Genomic DNA, 16042 nt, shown 5'->3' with positions numbered 1-16042 from the left:
TATGAATTTATTATTTAAACAATTTAATATTTTAATAAAGTATCATTTTAATACTTTATTAATCGCAACGCTTTCTATTTTTTTACTGGCTTGTGAAGATGAAAGTACAATTATAGATAGCTTTCCTTTTCAAATTTCAGTTACTGGAACTAATGAAGCTCTGCTATCTGAAACAATTCAAAATGAATTAATCATTTTACCTGAAAACTTAGTCGATAGTACTGTTTTTTCATTTTCATATAATGCTGATGATAAAGGGCACTATAAAATTGATGGCACTAAAATTCAAGAAAATACAATCTATGATTTATCTATAAAAAGTCTAGACTATACTCTTGAATTTGTTCCAACTGAAGAAGGAGAAATTGAAATTGAAATTTTCGTTGATGACAATAAGAAACATTCAGCAACTGCCAAAGTTATTTATTCTGTTACCAAAGAATTAACTGATTTTAAATTTAGCTTTACTCCATTGAAAGAAGAGGTCCTTTTTGGAGAAAGAACAAGTTTAAACCTTAATATAGAACAAACTTCTGATGAGCTCTTAACTTATACTATGAATATAAGCAGCAACTCAAATGGAGAAATTAATTGGATTGGCTACTCAAATTTACCTGAGACAATTTCGAATCTTTCAAAAGGTAATTATGTTTTTGACTATATACCTACAGAGGTTATTGAAAAAAATAATTTTACAGTTACTATTGTTGCTAGTAATGGAGTTACTAAAACCAAAACTTTTGATGGCTTAACTGCAGAACCCGTAGAATTCGATTTTAGCTTATCTAAGACCGTTATAACTATAAACTCAGGCTCTATTAACGACTTTATAAATGTGACGTTAAATAGACCTTCGTTTGCAACAGGATACTTTTATGACTTGGATTATTATTTACGAATTTCAACTACGACCGAAAACATCTTATTCAACAATGGAAAGATAGTTTTTGGTGAAAATATATTACTAGATAACTTTTCAGGAATTCAAAATGAAACTTTTTCGTATTCTCTAAATTATTCAGGAAATGTAGTTCCTGGAGAAGTAATTTTTACCGTATTTAATAATACTGGCTTTGAAGTGAGTAAGACTGTTACCGTCAAAACTGACTTTTAAATGTAACCTATTGTATAAATTTGTACCACAGGAGATAATAATTGGTTTCTCGCATGGTATGAATTTATACAATAACTATAGTCTTATTGCACGCACGTTCGTTAATTTAGAATAACCCTAAAGGTTATTTCCAAGTTAACAAACTATTTTTAAGATAATAATTTATTTGATTTAAGAAATAACAAAGTCTTAAGCGAAATAACATATTGTATTATTTTACTATATTTACAATCACACATAATACGATATGGATACAAACAAAGAGTATAATAGTTTACTGATCTCAAAAATTCGAATAAAGAGGTTAGAATTAGGTCTCACACAATCGCACCTGGCTAACAAAATTGGTATATCTCCAATTACCTTTAGTCATATTGAATCTGGACGAAGAGAAATAAAGGTATTCGAGGTAGTGAAGTTATGTAAATATCTAAACATTAAAATTGATGAAGTATTAGAAATTTGCTATAACAAAATTAAAATCTCTCATAATTCAGAAATAACTTCTAACAAAAAGTTAAAAAACAAAGTAATATCATTTACAAGTTTTAAAGGAGGAATGGGCGTTTCTACTTTGTCAATAATCTTAGCAAATGAGATTTCCAAAGATTATAAATTATTATTTATCGACTCACATTATCAAAATTCTTGCTATGATAAAAGAGCATTAGATTTAGAAGTTTTTCCAAATATAAAACCACTATATAGTATTGCGTCCATAGAAACAAAAGAATTAGCCAAATATATAGATCAAAAAAAGAAAGACTATGACTATATCATAATTGATTTACCTAGGTTTTTTTATATCCCTGATTATATAGAGGAAATAACTAATCAAAGTGATTTCGTAATTTCACCTTTCAAAGGTAGAGGTATGTTAAAAAAGCCCTTTAAAAATAATAAAGATTATTTAAAACATATAGCTGAAGGACGACTTGATTTGTTTATTGAATATCGAAATCTTTTCAAAAATAATGACACTGTTTTTTCCTTAATTCCTTTTTTAGTAAAAATAGAAGATGATGAATTCGATGATTACTGTAGTGATCAAGAAATAGTATTAATCCCAGAAACCTTTAAGGAATTTCCAGAACATGATTTATTTTGTGATACTCTAAACCCAATATCAAACCTTGAAAATGCTTATTATAATCCATTTATCGTAGAGACTTTAAAAGTTATATTTCATTTAAAAAGTTTAGTTGGAGCCGATTTGATAATGGAAGACCTAAAACATAAAAGCAATGCTAAATGGCAAAAAATACTTGACAAATCTTAAAAAATAATTATGAAACTCTTTTTTCTACTAACAAATAAAAATCCACTTGAAAACTTAAATAATCTGCTTGAAGATTTCTTGGATACACTTAAAACATCAGCCATTCTACTTTCTTTATGTGTTACGATAGTACTATTAATCTATTATTTTATACGAAATAAAAGGTAGTACAAAAATATTCTCCAGATCATTCCTGTAAAATCAAATTAAATCTTTAATCATAAATAGTAGTAAAATATTTCAGTTGAACTAACTTTCTAGACAACTAAAATATTTCTTAGCCAATTCACAAAAATATAGTATAATTTCTCTATTAGTCTTGAAGTCCTCTCTGTAACCTAATAGGTATTCTTTTTTCATTAATAGCTCACCAGACTCCTCAAGTTCCGAATAAAGAACACAACGTATATGCTTTTTGCTAACTACTAAAATATATGCATTTTTATAAGGGTAATTTTTACCTAATTCTTTTAATAGAAATTTACCATCTGCTCTAAATTTAACTTCAACATAGTATACAGAATTATCATTTGGATTCTTTATAATAAAATCAGGCATCTTCCTAATTTCATCTGATACTTCTTTAGGTTTACAGTTGTATAAGTCTTGTATTATACCAGGAACTGTGTTTTCCATACCGTAACGATAAATATCATAACCCATGCGTATAAACATCTGCTCAACAATAGTTTCAGCTATACGCCCTTTTATCATATTTTCGTCAAACCGTTTAGATCTGTCTTCGTAAACTATAGTATTTGACATCTAGATATTTTGTTAAGAATTATTATTAGCCCCCCTATTTCGCCCCCTAAAAAAACAAAAACCCCTAAAAAACAATGTTTTAAAGGGGTTTTAAGTTGGTCTACTAGGGCTCGAACCTAGACTCTTCTGTACCAAAAACAGACGTGTTGCCAGTTACACCATAGACCAGTGTTTCAAACACGGGTGCAAATATAAAACTTAATTCCCTTGTGGCAAATTTTTTTAAGCAAAAAATTAAACTTTTTTTCAAGCCTAAACTCCATTGGTTTCTTCTCCACTGAAAATCAAAGACAAAAGAACATACAATAATATAGTTAAAGTTATACCTAAATATTTAAAAAGCAAAATCAAAACCAACGAAGAAATTATAAGTAAATAACGTACCCAATTATCTTTAATATTCCAATTTTTAAATTTTAAAGCAAACAGTCGCACTTCTGCATTAAGCAAATAACAACTCAAAGCTACTATTGACAGTAATACCCATACATTATCCATCAAAACCTCGATAATACCCGAAGACTGATACATACTAACCAGACCTATACTTATTATAAGCAAAGTATTTGCCGGTGTTGGCAAACCAATAAAAGAACTTGTTTGTCGCGTATCAATATTAAAATTAGCTAAGCGATAACACGAAGCCAAGGTTACAAAAAAACCTAAAAAAGGAACCCACTCTATAACATTCCCCCCTATATTCTCTATTGGAAAAGAATCATTAATCGCACTTGATTCTAACAATAACTGAAACATAAACACCCCTGGGACTACCCCACTGGTTACCATATCCGCCAATGAATCCAACTGCAAGCCAAGCTCACTATTCGCATTAAACAAACGCGCAAAAAAACCATCGAAAAAATCAAAAAATATTCCCAATGCTGTAAATACAGCTGCTAAAAACAACTGATTCATACAAGCAAAGTAAACCGCAATACAGCCCGAAAATAAATTTAACAAGGTAATTATATTAGGAATTTGTTTTTTTAACGACATATCACTGTAGGTGTTTACTTATTTACTTAAAATACTTTATACAATAAGGAGATGTAAATAAAGTTTAATATATTACAAAAATGTAACATCTTTGCAAAAAAAACAGCCTTTGAGAAACATATTTTTTTTCATGCTATTGACAGGAACAATCATCTCTGTTAAATCTCAGACTCGTAAATATTCAAACGAGTTTTTAAACATTGGGGTTGATGCTGCTGCATTTGGAAAATCAAATGCTGTGGTTGCTTCTACCAATGATGTTAATTCAGGATATTGGAATCCCGCTGGATTAATTAACATTAAAGACAAACAATTAGCTTTAATGCACGCTTCTTATTTTGCAAATATTGCAAATTACGATTATGCCGCTTTTGCCACTCCTATTGACGATAAGAGTGCCATAGGTGTCTCCGTGATACGGTTTGGTGTAGATGACATTCTTGACACTAGAGCTTTAATAACCTCTGGCGGAGATATTACTCCCATTGAAGAATTACCTCGATTTTCAACCGCCGATTACGCTTTTACTTTATCCTATTCTCGAAAACCCTTCAATAAAAATTTTAGCTATGGAGTAAATGCTAAAGTTATCCGAAGAGTAATCGGTGATTTTGCTACAGCTTGGGGATTCGGATTGGATGCTGGACTTCTGCTTACAAGCAAAAATAAAGCTTGGAAATTCGGAATAATGGTTCGTGACCTAACCACCACTTACAATTCATGGCAAATTGAAGATGGTATTTTTGACAACGACTTAGGTGATGACCCCAGAGGAAACGGATCCATAAATGCCTTAAACAATCAAGAAGCTCCAGAAACCACTGAGATCACCCTGCCTAGTGTTCGAATGGGACTTAACAAAACATTTACTATTAATAGGGATATCTTTATTGATTTTGAAGCTGACGGAAATTTTCGCTTTGCTCAAACTAACGATGTAATTAGCAATGCTTCTTTTAGCATATCACCCGCTTTCGGATTCGAAGCTAATTTCAGAAAACTTATTTTCCTAAGAGGAGGTGTTGGTAACTTCCAAAAAGTAAAACAATTTGACAACACTAATGAACTTGGCTTTCAACCTAATTTTGGTGTAGGTTTCCACTACAAAGGAGTATCCGTGGATTACGCTCTTACAGATATAGGAGACCAAAGTGTTTCCTTGTACTCAAATGTGTTTTCACTCCGAATTGACTGGAGCCTTTTTAGATAATAAAGAGTAAAGAGTAAAGAGTAAAGAGTAAAGAAGTAACAGGCTTTTCGTTTTCTTATTATGTTCTTTAGCCTATTTTTTTCAATACTATCATCCACAAATTTGACACCCATCACATAGTATAGAAAATATCAAATACAAACACTTCTATCATTTACAAGCTTATCACCTCAAACATATTTATCAGCAACCTCTAGTTAAGAAACAAAAAAACCTATAATTAATAATTCATAGTTTGATAATTAACACTTAGTTTTACCAAAAATTATAGATTTTGATAAATTTTGTTTCTGTTGAAAATGTTTCCAAAGCATTTGGAGAGCGTGTTTTATTTGAAAACATCTCATTTGGTATTAATGAAGGTCAGAAAATTGGTTTTGTTGCCAAAAATGGAACTGGAAAAAGCTCACTATTAAATATTATCACCAAAAGCGCCCCATCCGATACAGGGCAAGTAGTGTATCGCAAAGGATTAAAGGTTGCTTTTTTGCCACAGGAACCTAATTTAGATCCTCAACTTAGTATTGAGGAAACCATTTTTACTGGCGACAACGAAAGTTTACAAGCCATTGAAGCTTATGAAAAAGCAGTATTAAACCCCGAAGATGCTGACGCTTTTCAAGCTGCCTTTGACCGTATGGATCAAGCACAAGCATGGGATTTCGAAACAGAATACAAACAAATACTTTCAAAACTTAAATTAGATAATTTATCGCTTAAAGTAGCATCACTTTCTGGTGGACAGAAAAAACGCTTAGCTTTAACAAATGTCTTATTAAGTAAGCCCGAATTGGTCTTTTTGGACGAACCAACCAACCATTTAGATTTAGAAATGATCGAATGGCTTGAGGAATATTTTGCCAAAGAAAAGATTACACTTTTTATGATTACTCACGACCGTTACTTTTTGGAAAACGTATGTAACGAAATTGTTGAGCTAGACCATGGCAAACTATACAATTACAGAGGAAATTACGCTTATTACCTAGAAAAGAAAGAACAACGACTTACCGCCGAAGCTACCGAACTAAGCAAAGCCAAACACTTATTTAAAAAAGAACTGGATTGGATGCGTCGCCAACCAAAAGCGCGTACCACTAAATCCAAATCCCGTATTGATGATTTTTTTGAAATAAAGAAAAAAGCCCACCAACGCCGAGCTGATCACCAAGTTACCCTTGAAATCAACATGGAGCGCATGGGGAGTAAAATTATTGAATTCCACAAAGTTTCTAAAAGTTATGGTGATTTGGTTATTACCAATAAATTCGACTATGTTTTTCAACGCGGTGAACGCATTGGAATTATTGGAAAAAATGGAACAGGTAAATCTTCATTTTTAAATCTACTCACAGGGATTGAATTACCCGATAGTGGAAAAGTTATTACAGGAGAAACTATTAAAATTGGTTACTATACTCAAAAAGGAATTAAAGTAAAGGAAGGTCAAAAGGTCATTGATGTTATTCGCGAATTTGGAGATTACATTCCTTTAAAAAAAGGAAGACAAATTTCGGCTGGTCAATTATTGGAACAATTTTTATTTGATCGTAAAAAACAACATGATTTTGTCGAAAAACTAAGCGGAGGTGAACGTAAACGCCTTTACTTATGCACTGTTTTGATTCAAAACCCTAATTTTTTAATCCTAGATGAACCTACTAACGATTTAGACATTGTTACACTAAATGTACTAGAAAGCTTTCTTTTGGACTTTCCAGGCTGTTTAGCCGTAGTATCTCACGATCGTTATTTTATGGATAAAATTGTAGATCACCTTTTTGTTTTTGAAGGCAAAGGTGTGATTGAAGATTTCCCTGGAAACTATTCCGATTATCGCGCCTATGAGAATAGTCCGAAAACAAAAAAAGAACCCGAAGCCACAATTACTCCCGAGGTAAAACAGCACAAAAATTCATGGAAAAAGGAACAAAAAAACACCTCTTTATCCTTTAATGAACAAAAAGAGTATAACAAAATAGAGCGCGAATTAAAAAAACTTGAACTTCAAAAAAAGGAAATTGAACAACAATTTGCAACCGAAAATTTTGAAGGAGACGCACTTATTGAAAAATCAAAAGAATTAGGAAAAATCACTAATGCCATTGAAGAAAAAGAAATGCGCTGGATGGAATTGGCCGAAAAAATGGGATAACTATTAGTTGTTGGTTGTTGGTTGTTGGTTGTTGGTTGTTGGTTGTTGGTTGTTGGTTGTTGGTTGTTGGTTAACAAACTAATCTCCATTATTTATTAGTACAAATAAAAAGAATAAACATTAAAATAATGTCTGTTTTATTAAAAAAATCTTACTGGTTATTTTTATTAAAATCAACAAACGAACATGGAGTACACTCTCCTTTTGTTTATAATTTAGTAACACGCTGCTTTTACAAGCCCATAAAAACAAGCCCACTCCCAAAAAACACCATTAAAAACACCCCTAAACAACTAAAATCAAAACACATACTATTACTAGATCGTATCATTTGTTATTTTAAAATCAACAAAATAGCCGGGGATTTCAAAAACAATCACCCCATAACACACCTTATTAAGCATCAAAAAAAAATAGACACTACCTCTAGTAGCAATGCCGATTTAATTTTTATTTCCAAAAACACACACATCGCAAGACAAATAGACGAACTTCAACCTAATGCACTTGCCATAATTGAATTACCACACGAGAATAAAAAAAAATGGAATGCTATTAAAACTCATAAAAATGCTCATGTTGTAATTGACACTTATTTTTTTGGTTTCATTTTTAACAGAAACCAACAAGCTAAAGAAGAATTTTTTATCCGCTTATAAATAGCATCACAGTTTGCTTTTAAACATAGAATTAATTGTATATTTAGTAGTGCTTATAATTACCTACTGGCATTTATGAATTTACACTAGCCAAAAAAAAGCCTAAAATCACAGAAAAAAACAATGAAAATATACACCAAAACAGGAGACGAAGGCTTTACAAGTTTATATGGAGGCAAACGTGTTCCTAAAAGTAATGATCGAATTGACGCATATGGAACCATTGATGAATTAAATTCATTTATTGGACTATTAAGAGATCAAGAAATTTCAATTACGCATAAAAACTTTTTAACCCAAATTCAAATAGAACTATTTAGCATTGGCTCTATTTTGGCTACACCACATAATAATCAAAAGAAAAAATTAAATATTCAAAAAATCAGCATTGAAGAAATTGAAGCTTTAGAAAATGAAATCGATCACTTGGATACGAGCTTAAATCCAATGACACATTTTATTTTACCGGGTGGACACGTCACCGTGTCATATTGTCACGTTGCTCGATCTATTTGTAGACGAGCAGAGCGCTTAGCCTATGCATTACATCATCACGAACCTTTGGAAAAAGAAGTTTTAATATATTTAAACCGGCTTTCTGACTATTTATTTGTACTGGCACGAAAGTTGTCAAAAGAATTAACAGTTGAGGAAATCAAATGGATTCCTAAAAAAACAAACAAGGAGGTATAACACTCAACACTAAGTTCTTATAAAACATATAATAAAAAAATAAGTTTTTACTTGCTTATGTTACGTAAAAATTTATTTTTGCAAAAAAAATCATAGACAAATGTATTGGACACTAGAACTAGCATCTTATTTAAGTGATGCACCTTGGCCTGCTACCAAAGATGAATTAATCGATTATGCCATCAGAACGGGAGCTCCATTGGAAGTTGTAGAAAATCTACAAGCAATTGAGGACGAAGGTGATTCATATGATTCCATAGAAGAAATTTGGTCGGATTATCCTACTGATGAAGATTATCTCTGGAACGAAGATGAATACTAGCCTTCAGCCTAAATAAACAACACAAAAAGTCTCGATAGAGGCTTTTTTTTTGCGTAAATTACGCCACAAAAGCAATATCAGTTTCCAACATACGTTGGAACTAACCTAACGAATACCTTAACCTATTTTAACAAATAGTATAAGGTAAGTTTCATTAACAATATAACCATGGGAATTTTAGATTCTGTACTTAAAGTATTTGTCGGGGACAAATCCAAAAAAGACGTTAAGGCCATACAGCCTATTTTAGATAAAATAAAAAAAGCAGAAGCTACATTAGTTAATATCACTAACGATGAATTAAGAGCAAAAACAACAGCTTTTAAACAAATTATTATTGATGCTAAAGCTGATATCGTTGCTCAAATCGACGATTTAAAAGTTAAAGCAAACAATACAGCTGATATTGATGCCCGCGAGGACATATATACAGAAATTGATTCTCTTGAAACCAAAGCGTTAGAAATTACTGATAAAAAATTAAGTGAAATTCTGCCTGATGCTTTTGCTGTTGTTAAAGAAACCGCTCGTCGTTTTACCAATAATGAAACTGTTGAAGTAACTGCTTCCGAATATGATCGTGAACTTTCTGCTACAAAAGAATATGTTACTATAAATGATACTAATGCAAACTGGGCTACTAGCTGGAATGCAGCTGGTACATTAGTGACTTGGAATATGATCCACTATGATGTTCAATTAATAGGTGGAGTAGCATTACATAATGGTAATATTGCCGAAATGCATACTGGTGAAGGTAAAACCTTGGTAGCAACACTACCGGTATACTTAAATGCACTTACTGGAAATGGAGTACATTTAGTAACCGTAAATGATTACCTAGCACGACGTGATAGTGAATGGATGGCTCCGTTATTCCAATTTCATGGATTAACAATTGATTGTATTGACAATCACAGACCAAATTCTGAAGCACGTCGTAATGCTTATAATAGTGATATTGTATATGGAACCAATAACGAATTTGGTTTTGATTACCTAAGAGACAACATGTCTCATGCGCCAGAGGATTTAGTACAACGCAAACACAATTATGCGATTGTGGATGAGGTGGATTCCGTGTTAATTGATGATGCACGTACTCCCCTAATTATATCTGGTCCTGTACCTAAAGGAGATATTCACGAATATGATATGCTAAAACCAGGTATTGCTAGCATTGTTAGCTTACAACAAAAGTTTTTAACTGGTGTTTTAGCCGAAGCCAAAAAATTAATTAAAGAAGGAAACACTAAAGATGGTGGTTTTAAATTACTACAAGCTTACCGTGGTATTCCAAAAAATAAGGCTTTAATTAAGTATTTAAGTGAAGAAGGAGTAAAACAACTACTTCAAAAAACAGAAAATCAATATATGCAGGATAACAATAGGGACATGCACCTTATTGATGTTGATTTGTATTATGTTATTGAAGAAAAGAATAATCAAATTGATCTTACCGATAAAGGAATAGCACATATTTCAAAAGAAGAAGATTCCGATTTCTTTATTTTACCCGAAATTGCTGTTGAAATTTCTAAAATTGAAAAATTAGGATTAAACGCCGAAGAAGAAGCCGCTAAAAAAGAAGAACTTTTCCGTGAATACAGCGTAAAAAGTGAACGTATTCATACCATTACTCAATTATTAAAAGCCTATTCGTTATTTGAAAAAGATGTAGAATATGTAGTAATGGACAACAAAGTAAAAATTGTTGATGAGCAAACGGGTCGTATTATGGACGGACGTCGTTTTTCCGACGGACTACACCAAGCCTTAGAAGCTAAAGAAAATGTAAAAATTGAAGATGCTACACAAACTTTAGCTACCGTTACCCTACAGAACTACTTCCGTATGTACCACAAATTATCTGGTATGACAGGTACAGCGGTAACTGAAGCTGGTGAATTTTGGGAAATTTACAAACTAGATGTTATTGAGATCCCTACTAACAAACCTATTGCTAGGGATGATCGCCAGGATTTAATATACAAGACCAAACGTGAAAAGTACAATGCCGTTATTGAAGATGTTGTAAAAATTGCACAAGCTGGTCGTCCGGTACTTATTGGTACCACTTCCGTAGAAATTTCGGAATTACTAAGTCGTATGTTAAACATGCGTAAAGTAAAACATAATGTACTTAATGCTAAACTACACCAAAAGGAAGCAGATATCGTTGCCGAAGCAGGTAATCCTGGCGTGGTTACTATAGCAACTAATATGGCAGGTCGTGGAACGGATATTAAACTTTCGAAAGAAGTTTTAGACGCTGGCGGTTTAGCTATTATTGGTACAGAGCGTCATGACTCTCGTCGAGTTGACCGTCAATTACGTGGTCGTGCTGGTCGACAAGGAGATGTGGGTAGCTCACAATTTTATGTATCATTAGAAGATAATTTAATGCGTTTGTTTGGTTCCGAAAGAATTGCCAAACTAATGGATAAAATGAATATTGAAGAGGGAGAGGTATTACAAGCAAAAATGCTTTCTAACTCTATTGAACGTGCACAGAAAAAAGTTGAAGAAAACAACTTTGGTACACGTAAGCATTTATTAGAATATGATGATGTGATGAACGCCCAACGTGAAGTAGTTTATAAACGTAGACGACATGCCCTATATGGAGAACGTTTAAAGGTGGATATTGCGAACATGCTTTATGAGTTATCGGAAAGTATTGCTCAAGGTAATAACATATCGCAAGACTATAAAAACTTTGAGTTTGAATTGATCCGTTATTTTGCTATGCCAAGCCCAGTAACTGAACAGGAATTTAATTCGCTTAACGCTGAAAAATTAACTGGAAAAGTATATCACGCTGCCTTGAAACATTATCAGAGCAAAATGGAACATACTTCTGCAGAAGTATACCGAGTAATCAAACAGATATACGAAGATCCCAACAACCAATTTGAGCGTATTGGAGTTCCTTTTTCTGATGGAATTAAATCATTAAACGTTGGTACCAATTTAGAAAAAGCCTATAACAGTGAAGGAAAACAAATTATTTCCGATTTTGAAAAGAATATCACATTAGCGCTTATTGATGATGCATGGAAAACTCATTTACGTAAAATGGATGAGTTAAAGCAAAGTGTTCGTTTAGCAGTTCATGAACAAAAAGATCCGTTGTTAATCTATAAATTTGAAGCCTTTGAATTATTTAAAAGCATGCTTCAAGGCTTAAATAAAGAAGTAATATCCTTTTTATTTAAAGCTGAATTACCATCTGCCAACCCCGATGATGTTCAAGCTGCAGAGCAACACCAGCAGCAAGAAATGCAGACTCAAAAGGAAGAGATTCAAAATTTAGAAGAGCGTACCAATCAAAATAGAGCTATTGCCGATGCACAACATCAGCAACAACAAGCTCCAGTAGAAACTATTGTTAGGGAAGAACCTAAAATTGGTCGTAATGACAAAATTGTTATTAAGAATTTAATGAATGGCGAAACCAAAACTCTAAAGTTTAAACAAGCCATCCCTTTACTTGAAAAAGGTTGGGTAGTTGTCCAAAAAGCATAAAATAAGTCAATATTCAATGACTTTTTAGTTTTTTTATTGTAAAAAATCTAAAATTTATAAAAAAGGTTATAATTATCACTTGATAATTATAACCTTTTTTTATTGCACTTAATCGACTTTAACACTTAACTAATCAAAATAACACAATCTTTACATCTAAAAACACAAACAGCTGAAAAACAATGTTTTAACAAAATATTAGATATGAAAAAATTAAATTATATTAATATTTTATCACAAAAAAGTGTTAAAAAAAGAAGATACCTCAACAATAAACTTAATAAATTGACAAATGTTAAATATTTAAATTAATTCCTACGAAAACGTTTTTTGTATATATTTGTAGTATTATTTTTATAAACAACCTATAAAAACGCTCACATTATGAAATTAAAATCACTATTACTATTCGCTTTTGCGATGTATTTATCCTCTGCCATTTATGCGCAAAGAAATGACAGAGGCTTAAATTTTGGAAACACTCCCTTACCAAACAATCTACAAAGTTTTGCTTCTTGGGATTTAATTACAGGATTATCGGATGACTTTAATCACAACAACAAAAACAGTGCAAAGTTCCAAGATGTTTGGGCACAAAGTTATTTGCCCGATCCTGGCTTTAGAGGACCTGGTTCAACTGTTTGGCAAGGTGGAAATTTAGTTGAAGTACGAAACGGACGAATGGAAGTTAGAGCGCGTCCTGGATCAGGAGGCCTAGTTAATTGCGGTATTGTATCTTCTAAAAGAACAATTCGTTATCCGGTGTACATGGAAGCTCGAATTAAAGTGTCAAATATTCGTAATTCATCCAACTTTTGGATGTTAAACAAGTGTGACAATGAAGAAATTGATGTTTTGGAATGTTATGGAGGTGATCCAGATGAATTCTATTCAAAACAAATGTCAACAAATTTTCACTTGTGGCATCGTAGAGGGGGACAATCTCATGCTGGCGCTCAAACTGCTACCAACTGTGGTGGGCAGGATTTAACCGACTTTACTTACCAAACATTCTTTACCACAAGTAATAATGATTTCTGGAGAAATGCTTTCCATACTTTTGGAGTGTATTGGGCTAGTCCAACTGAACTTGAATTTTATATTGATGGTCAACCAAGGTTTGATGGTCAACATTTTGTTCCAGGTAGAGCTGCCAGGAATTTAACTGGAAAGTTTTCAGACGCAAGATTACAATGTCCAAATGCAGCCGTTTTAAACTGTACTACCGAAGCGCTTTTAAGAAATGTACAAGGACAAAGCGGAGGAGGCGTTCCTTATCCTAACAGACAATTCAACGATCCTACACATATTATAATTGATACCGAAGCACATGCGGGTAGACCTGTAGAATCAGTAGCCAACTTAAATAATAACAATAGAAATGTGATGTTAGTGGACTGGGTACGTGTGTACCGCCCTAACATCAACGGAGGCGGAGGAGGCTCTACTCCACCACCCCCACCTCCAACAGCAAATAATGATGGTGCTCCAATTGGAAGTATAATTTCATTAAGGAAATCAGGTGGAGATCGTAGATTTGTTTCTGCTGTAACAGAATTAAACAATGATTTGTATGCTAATAAAACTAGCGTTGAAAGTAACCGTCAAAGATTTAGAGTAGACAGACATCGTTCTGGAGTTGTAGCATTATACTCTTTGTCTGCGCGTAAATACATACAGACCAATAACAGTAACCAAAATGTTATTGTACGTGCAAGAGGAAACAGTGACTTAAGCTGGGAACGTTTTGAGTGGAGAAATGTTGGAAACAATAAAGTAGCGCTACGAAGTTTACAAGTTAACAAATGGGTGCAGGCAGCATGGAATCAAAATAATGCTGCATTATTCCCTAGAGGAAATGCTCCTTTAGGATGGGAAACATTTGATTGGAGAAGAGAAAGCGGTGGTAAAATATTATCAAGCACCGAAGCCACTGAAACGGTTGCTTATCCAAACCCTGTACTTGGAGGTAATGATGTTTTCTTGGAAGGAATTAACCAAGGAGATACTATTATAGTTCGAAATTCAACAGGTTCAGCACTTGTTAACATGGTTGCCACAGATACTACGGAGGTAATACCTACTTCTAATTTAGCATCTGGTATTTACTTTATACAAGTTAACACTGGTACTTCTTTAAAATTAATAATAGATTAATTCATATAAAAGTTTTTAAGTTACATGAAAAAGAGACTGTCTAATAAAAGGCAGTCTCTTTTTATATTTTAATCATTCATCCTTAACCTTCATTACTTGATGTGTAGCTGTATCAAAAACAATAATCCCCTGATTGGTATCATCCAGCTGTCCTATTAATTTACCTTCTTTATTCCAAACCGAACTTTTGCCTGCACAATCATAACCTCCAGATTCTCCCACTAGATTAGACATTAGCGCAAGCATTGTATATTTTTTTGCAATTTCCGAAATTCGATGTATATCCTTATCAACACCACTTACTGTATTGAGTACACTAGCCACGTACACGTCTGCTTTATTATTAAACGCTTTTTCTATATGTTCCGTGATAGATGTTTCATAACATATTGCAAATGCCACTTTATGATTGCCTATTGGAATTGGAGCTAAATTTTCCCCTGTTATAAAATATTTTTCTTCACCAGGATGTAAGTAAGCTTTAGAATAAGTCATTCTAGGCTTATTGGGTTGAAATAAGATTAGACTAATACAGGTACCTTGATCATTTTTAGTAGGTAATCCAATTACTATTGTGATTTTATGTACATCACTAATCTCCTGAAATTCATTAAACCTTTGATCATCCTTAGTTGTTGCTAATTTTTGAGCTAACTCGGGCTCATATCCTGTTAAAGAAAGTTCTGAAAAAACTATTAGATCTGCTCCCTTTTTAACAGAAAGCATAATCAATTTTTTATGATTTTCAATATTCTTTAAAATATCTCCCTTGATTGGCTCCGTTTGCGCTATACAAATTTTCATTTCTTGATAAAGATTAGCCCTATTACAAAAACAATAATGCTTATACGATTTACTAACAAAAATTTCGCATATATGCTGAATTATTATCTGCAAATCGTATTATTTCTACTCACATTAAAAGTAATAATTCCCCATAAAAAAATAGCCTTAGAAGAACCTATGCATGTTAAAATAAATATATTTTTTTTTTTAAATTTATTCCCTAGTAATAAGTTATAAAATATTGTGTGCTTTTTAGAAATGTATAAAGATTTAAACCTTCTTGTTTATATTTTATACGATTTACTGATAAGAATTTCGCATATATGCTGTTTCTTTTTCACCATTCTTGCGTTAAAAAAAGCAACCGTAGCTAAT

12 protein-coding genes and 1 tRNA gene are annotated in these 16042 nt (G+C 32.5%); 9 read left to right on the top strand and 4 right to left on the bottom strand.

What is annotated here, in order from left to right; translation table 11 throughout:
- Position 1: 1 nt before the first annotated feature.
- Both KQA_RS0201255 and KQA_RS19400 read left to right on the top strand, forming a co-directional pair.
- Positions 2-1114 carry a TraQ conjugal transfer family protein gene (locus tag KQA_RS0201255; protein WP_010177344.1) on the top strand — a complete coding sequence of 371 codons (1113 nt, stop codon included), beginning with the start codon at positions 2-4 and terminating at the stop codon, positions 1112-1114.
- Positions 1115-1361: 247 nt separating this feature from the next.
- On the top strand, positions 1362-2393 hold the full coding sequence (locus KQA_RS19400; RefSeq protein WP_010177343.1) for a helix-turn-helix domain-containing protein: 1032 nt from the start codon (positions 1362-1364) through the stop codon (positions 2391-2393).
- Positions 2394-2642: 249 nt separating this feature from the next.
- Here KQA_RS19400 and KQA_RS0201245 read toward each other — a convergent pair whose 3' ends face one another.
- The 3 genes from KQA_RS0201245 to KQA_RS0201235 all read right to left on the bottom strand — a co-directional run bounded on the left by KQA_RS0201245 (position 2643) and on the right by KQA_RS0201235 (position 4157).
- The gene (locus KQA_RS0201245; protein WP_157366558.1) at positions 2643-3107 is read right to left on the bottom strand and encodes a hypothetical protein; all 465 of its coding nucleotides are present in this window, start codon (positions 3105-3107) and stop codon (positions 2643-2645) included.
- A 146-nt stretch (positions 3108-3253) separates the two neighbouring features.
- Positions 3254-3326, bottom strand: a tRNA-Gln gene (locus KQA_RS0201240).
- An 84-nt stretch (positions 3327-3410) separates the two neighbouring features.
- Positions 3411-4157, bottom strand: coding sequence for a CDP-alcohol phosphatidyltransferase family protein (locus KQA_RS0201235; protein ID WP_010177341.1), 747 nt, complete (start codon positions 4155-4157; stop codon positions 3411-3413).
- A 109-nt stretch (positions 4158-4266) separates the two neighbouring features.
- Here KQA_RS0201235 and KQA_RS0201230 point away from each other — a divergent pair, with 109 nt between their 5' ends.
- The 7 genes from KQA_RS0201230 to KQA_RS0201200 all read left to right on the top strand — a co-directional run bounded on the left by KQA_RS0201230 (position 4267) and on the right by KQA_RS0201200 (position 14881).
- Positions 4267-5367: a putative type IX sorting system protein PorV2 gene (locus KQA_RS0201230; RefSeq protein ID WP_029209404.1), complete on the top strand. Its 1101-nt coding sequence runs from the start codon at positions 4267-4269 to the stop codon at positions 5365-5367.
- Positions 5368-5644: 277 nt separating this feature from the next.
- Complete coding sequence (locus KQA_RS0201225; RefSeq protein WP_029209403.1) at positions 5645-7522, top strand: ABC-F family ATP-binding cassette domain-containing protein; 1878 nt, start codon at positions 5645-5647, stop codon at positions 7520-7522.
- Positions 7523-7650: 128 nt separating this feature from the next.
- Entirely contained in the window at positions 7651-8181 is a 531-nt protein-coding gene (locus tag KQA_RS19395) for a hypothetical protein (RefSeq protein ID WP_010177338.1), read from the top strand.
- 123 nt (positions 8182-8304) lie between these two features.
- On the top strand, positions 8305-8874 hold the full coding sequence (locus KQA_RS0201215) for a cob(I)yrinic acid a,c-diamide adenosyltransferase (RefSeq protein ID WP_010177337.1): 570 nt from the start codon (positions 8305-8307) through the stop codon (positions 8872-8874).
- A gap of 100 nt (positions 8875-8974) precedes the next feature.
- Positions 8975-9196 carry a DUF2795 domain-containing protein gene (locus KQA_RS0201210; protein WP_010177336.1) on the top strand — a complete coding sequence of 74 codons (222 nt, stop codon included), beginning with the start codon at positions 8975-8977 and terminating at the stop codon, positions 9194-9196.
- 168 nt (positions 9197-9364) lie between these two features.
- Positions 9365-12724, top strand: a complete 3360-nt coding sequence (gene secA / locus KQA_RS0201205) for a preprotein translocase subunit SecA (RefSeq protein WP_010177335.1) — start codon at positions 9365-9367, stop codon at positions 12722-12724.
- Between the two features lie 384 nt (positions 12725-13108).
- Positions 13109-14881, top strand: coding sequence for a T9SS type A sorting domain-containing protein (locus tag KQA_RS0201200; protein ID WP_010177334.1), 1773 nt, complete (start codon positions 13109-13111; stop codon positions 14879-14881).
- Positions 14882-14953: 72 nt separating this feature from the next.
- Here the strand turns inward: KQA_RS0201200 and KQA_RS0201195 are convergent, their stop codons facing one another.
- Complete coding sequence (locus KQA_RS0201195) at positions 14954-15685, bottom strand: carbon-nitrogen hydrolase family protein (protein ID WP_010177333.1); 732 nt, start codon at positions 15683-15685, stop codon at positions 14954-14956.
- Between the last annotated feature and the right edge of the window lie 357 nt (positions 15686-16042).

The organism is Aquimarina agarilytica ZC1, assembly GCF_000255455.1.
Classification (GTDB): Bacteria; Bacteroidota; Bacteroidia; order Flavobacteriales; family Flavobacteriaceae; genus Aquimarina; species Aquimarina agarilytica.
Note: the sequence above shows the minus strand (reverse complement) of the source record. Positions and strands in the feature narration are given on the sequence as shown.

Coding starts and splice junctions, on each gene's coding strand:
- KQA_RS0201255 (WP_010177344.1), top strand. CDS start 2: ATGAATTTATTATTTAAACAATTTAATATTTTAATAAAGTATCATTTT.
- KQA_RS19400 (WP_010177343.1), top strand. CDS start 1,362: ATGGATACAAACAAAGAGTATAATAGTTTACTGATCTCAAAAATTCGA.
- KQA_RS0201245 (WP_157366558.1), bottom strand. CDS start 3,107: ATGATAAAAGGGCGTATAGCTGAAACTATTGTTGAGCAGATGTTTATA.
- KQA_RS0201235 (WP_010177341.1), bottom strand. CDS start 4,157: ATGTCGTTAAAAAAACAAATTCCTAATATAATTACCTTGTTAAATTTA.
- KQA_RS19395 (WP_010177338.1), top strand. CDS start 7,651: ATGTCTGTTTTATTAAAAAAATCTTACTGGTTATTTTTATTAAAATCA.
- KQA_RS0201215 (WP_010177337.1), top strand. CDS start 8,305: ATGAAAATATACACCAAAACAGGAGACGAAGGCTTTACAAGTTTATAT.
- KQA_RS0201210 (WP_010177336.1), top strand. CDS start 8,975: ATGTATTGGACACTAGAACTAGCATCTTATTTAAGTGATGCACCTTGG.
- secA (WP_010177335.1), top strand. CDS start 9,365: ATGGGAATTTTAGATTCTGTACTTAAAGTATTTGTCGGGGACAAATCC.
- KQA_RS0201200 (WP_010177334.1), top strand. CDS start 13,109: ATGAAATTAAAATCACTATTACTATTCGCTTTTGCGATGTATTTATCC.
- KQA_RS0201195 (WP_010177333.1), bottom strand. CDS start 15,685: ATGAAAATTTGTATAGCGCAAACGGAGCCAATCAAGGGAGATATTTTA.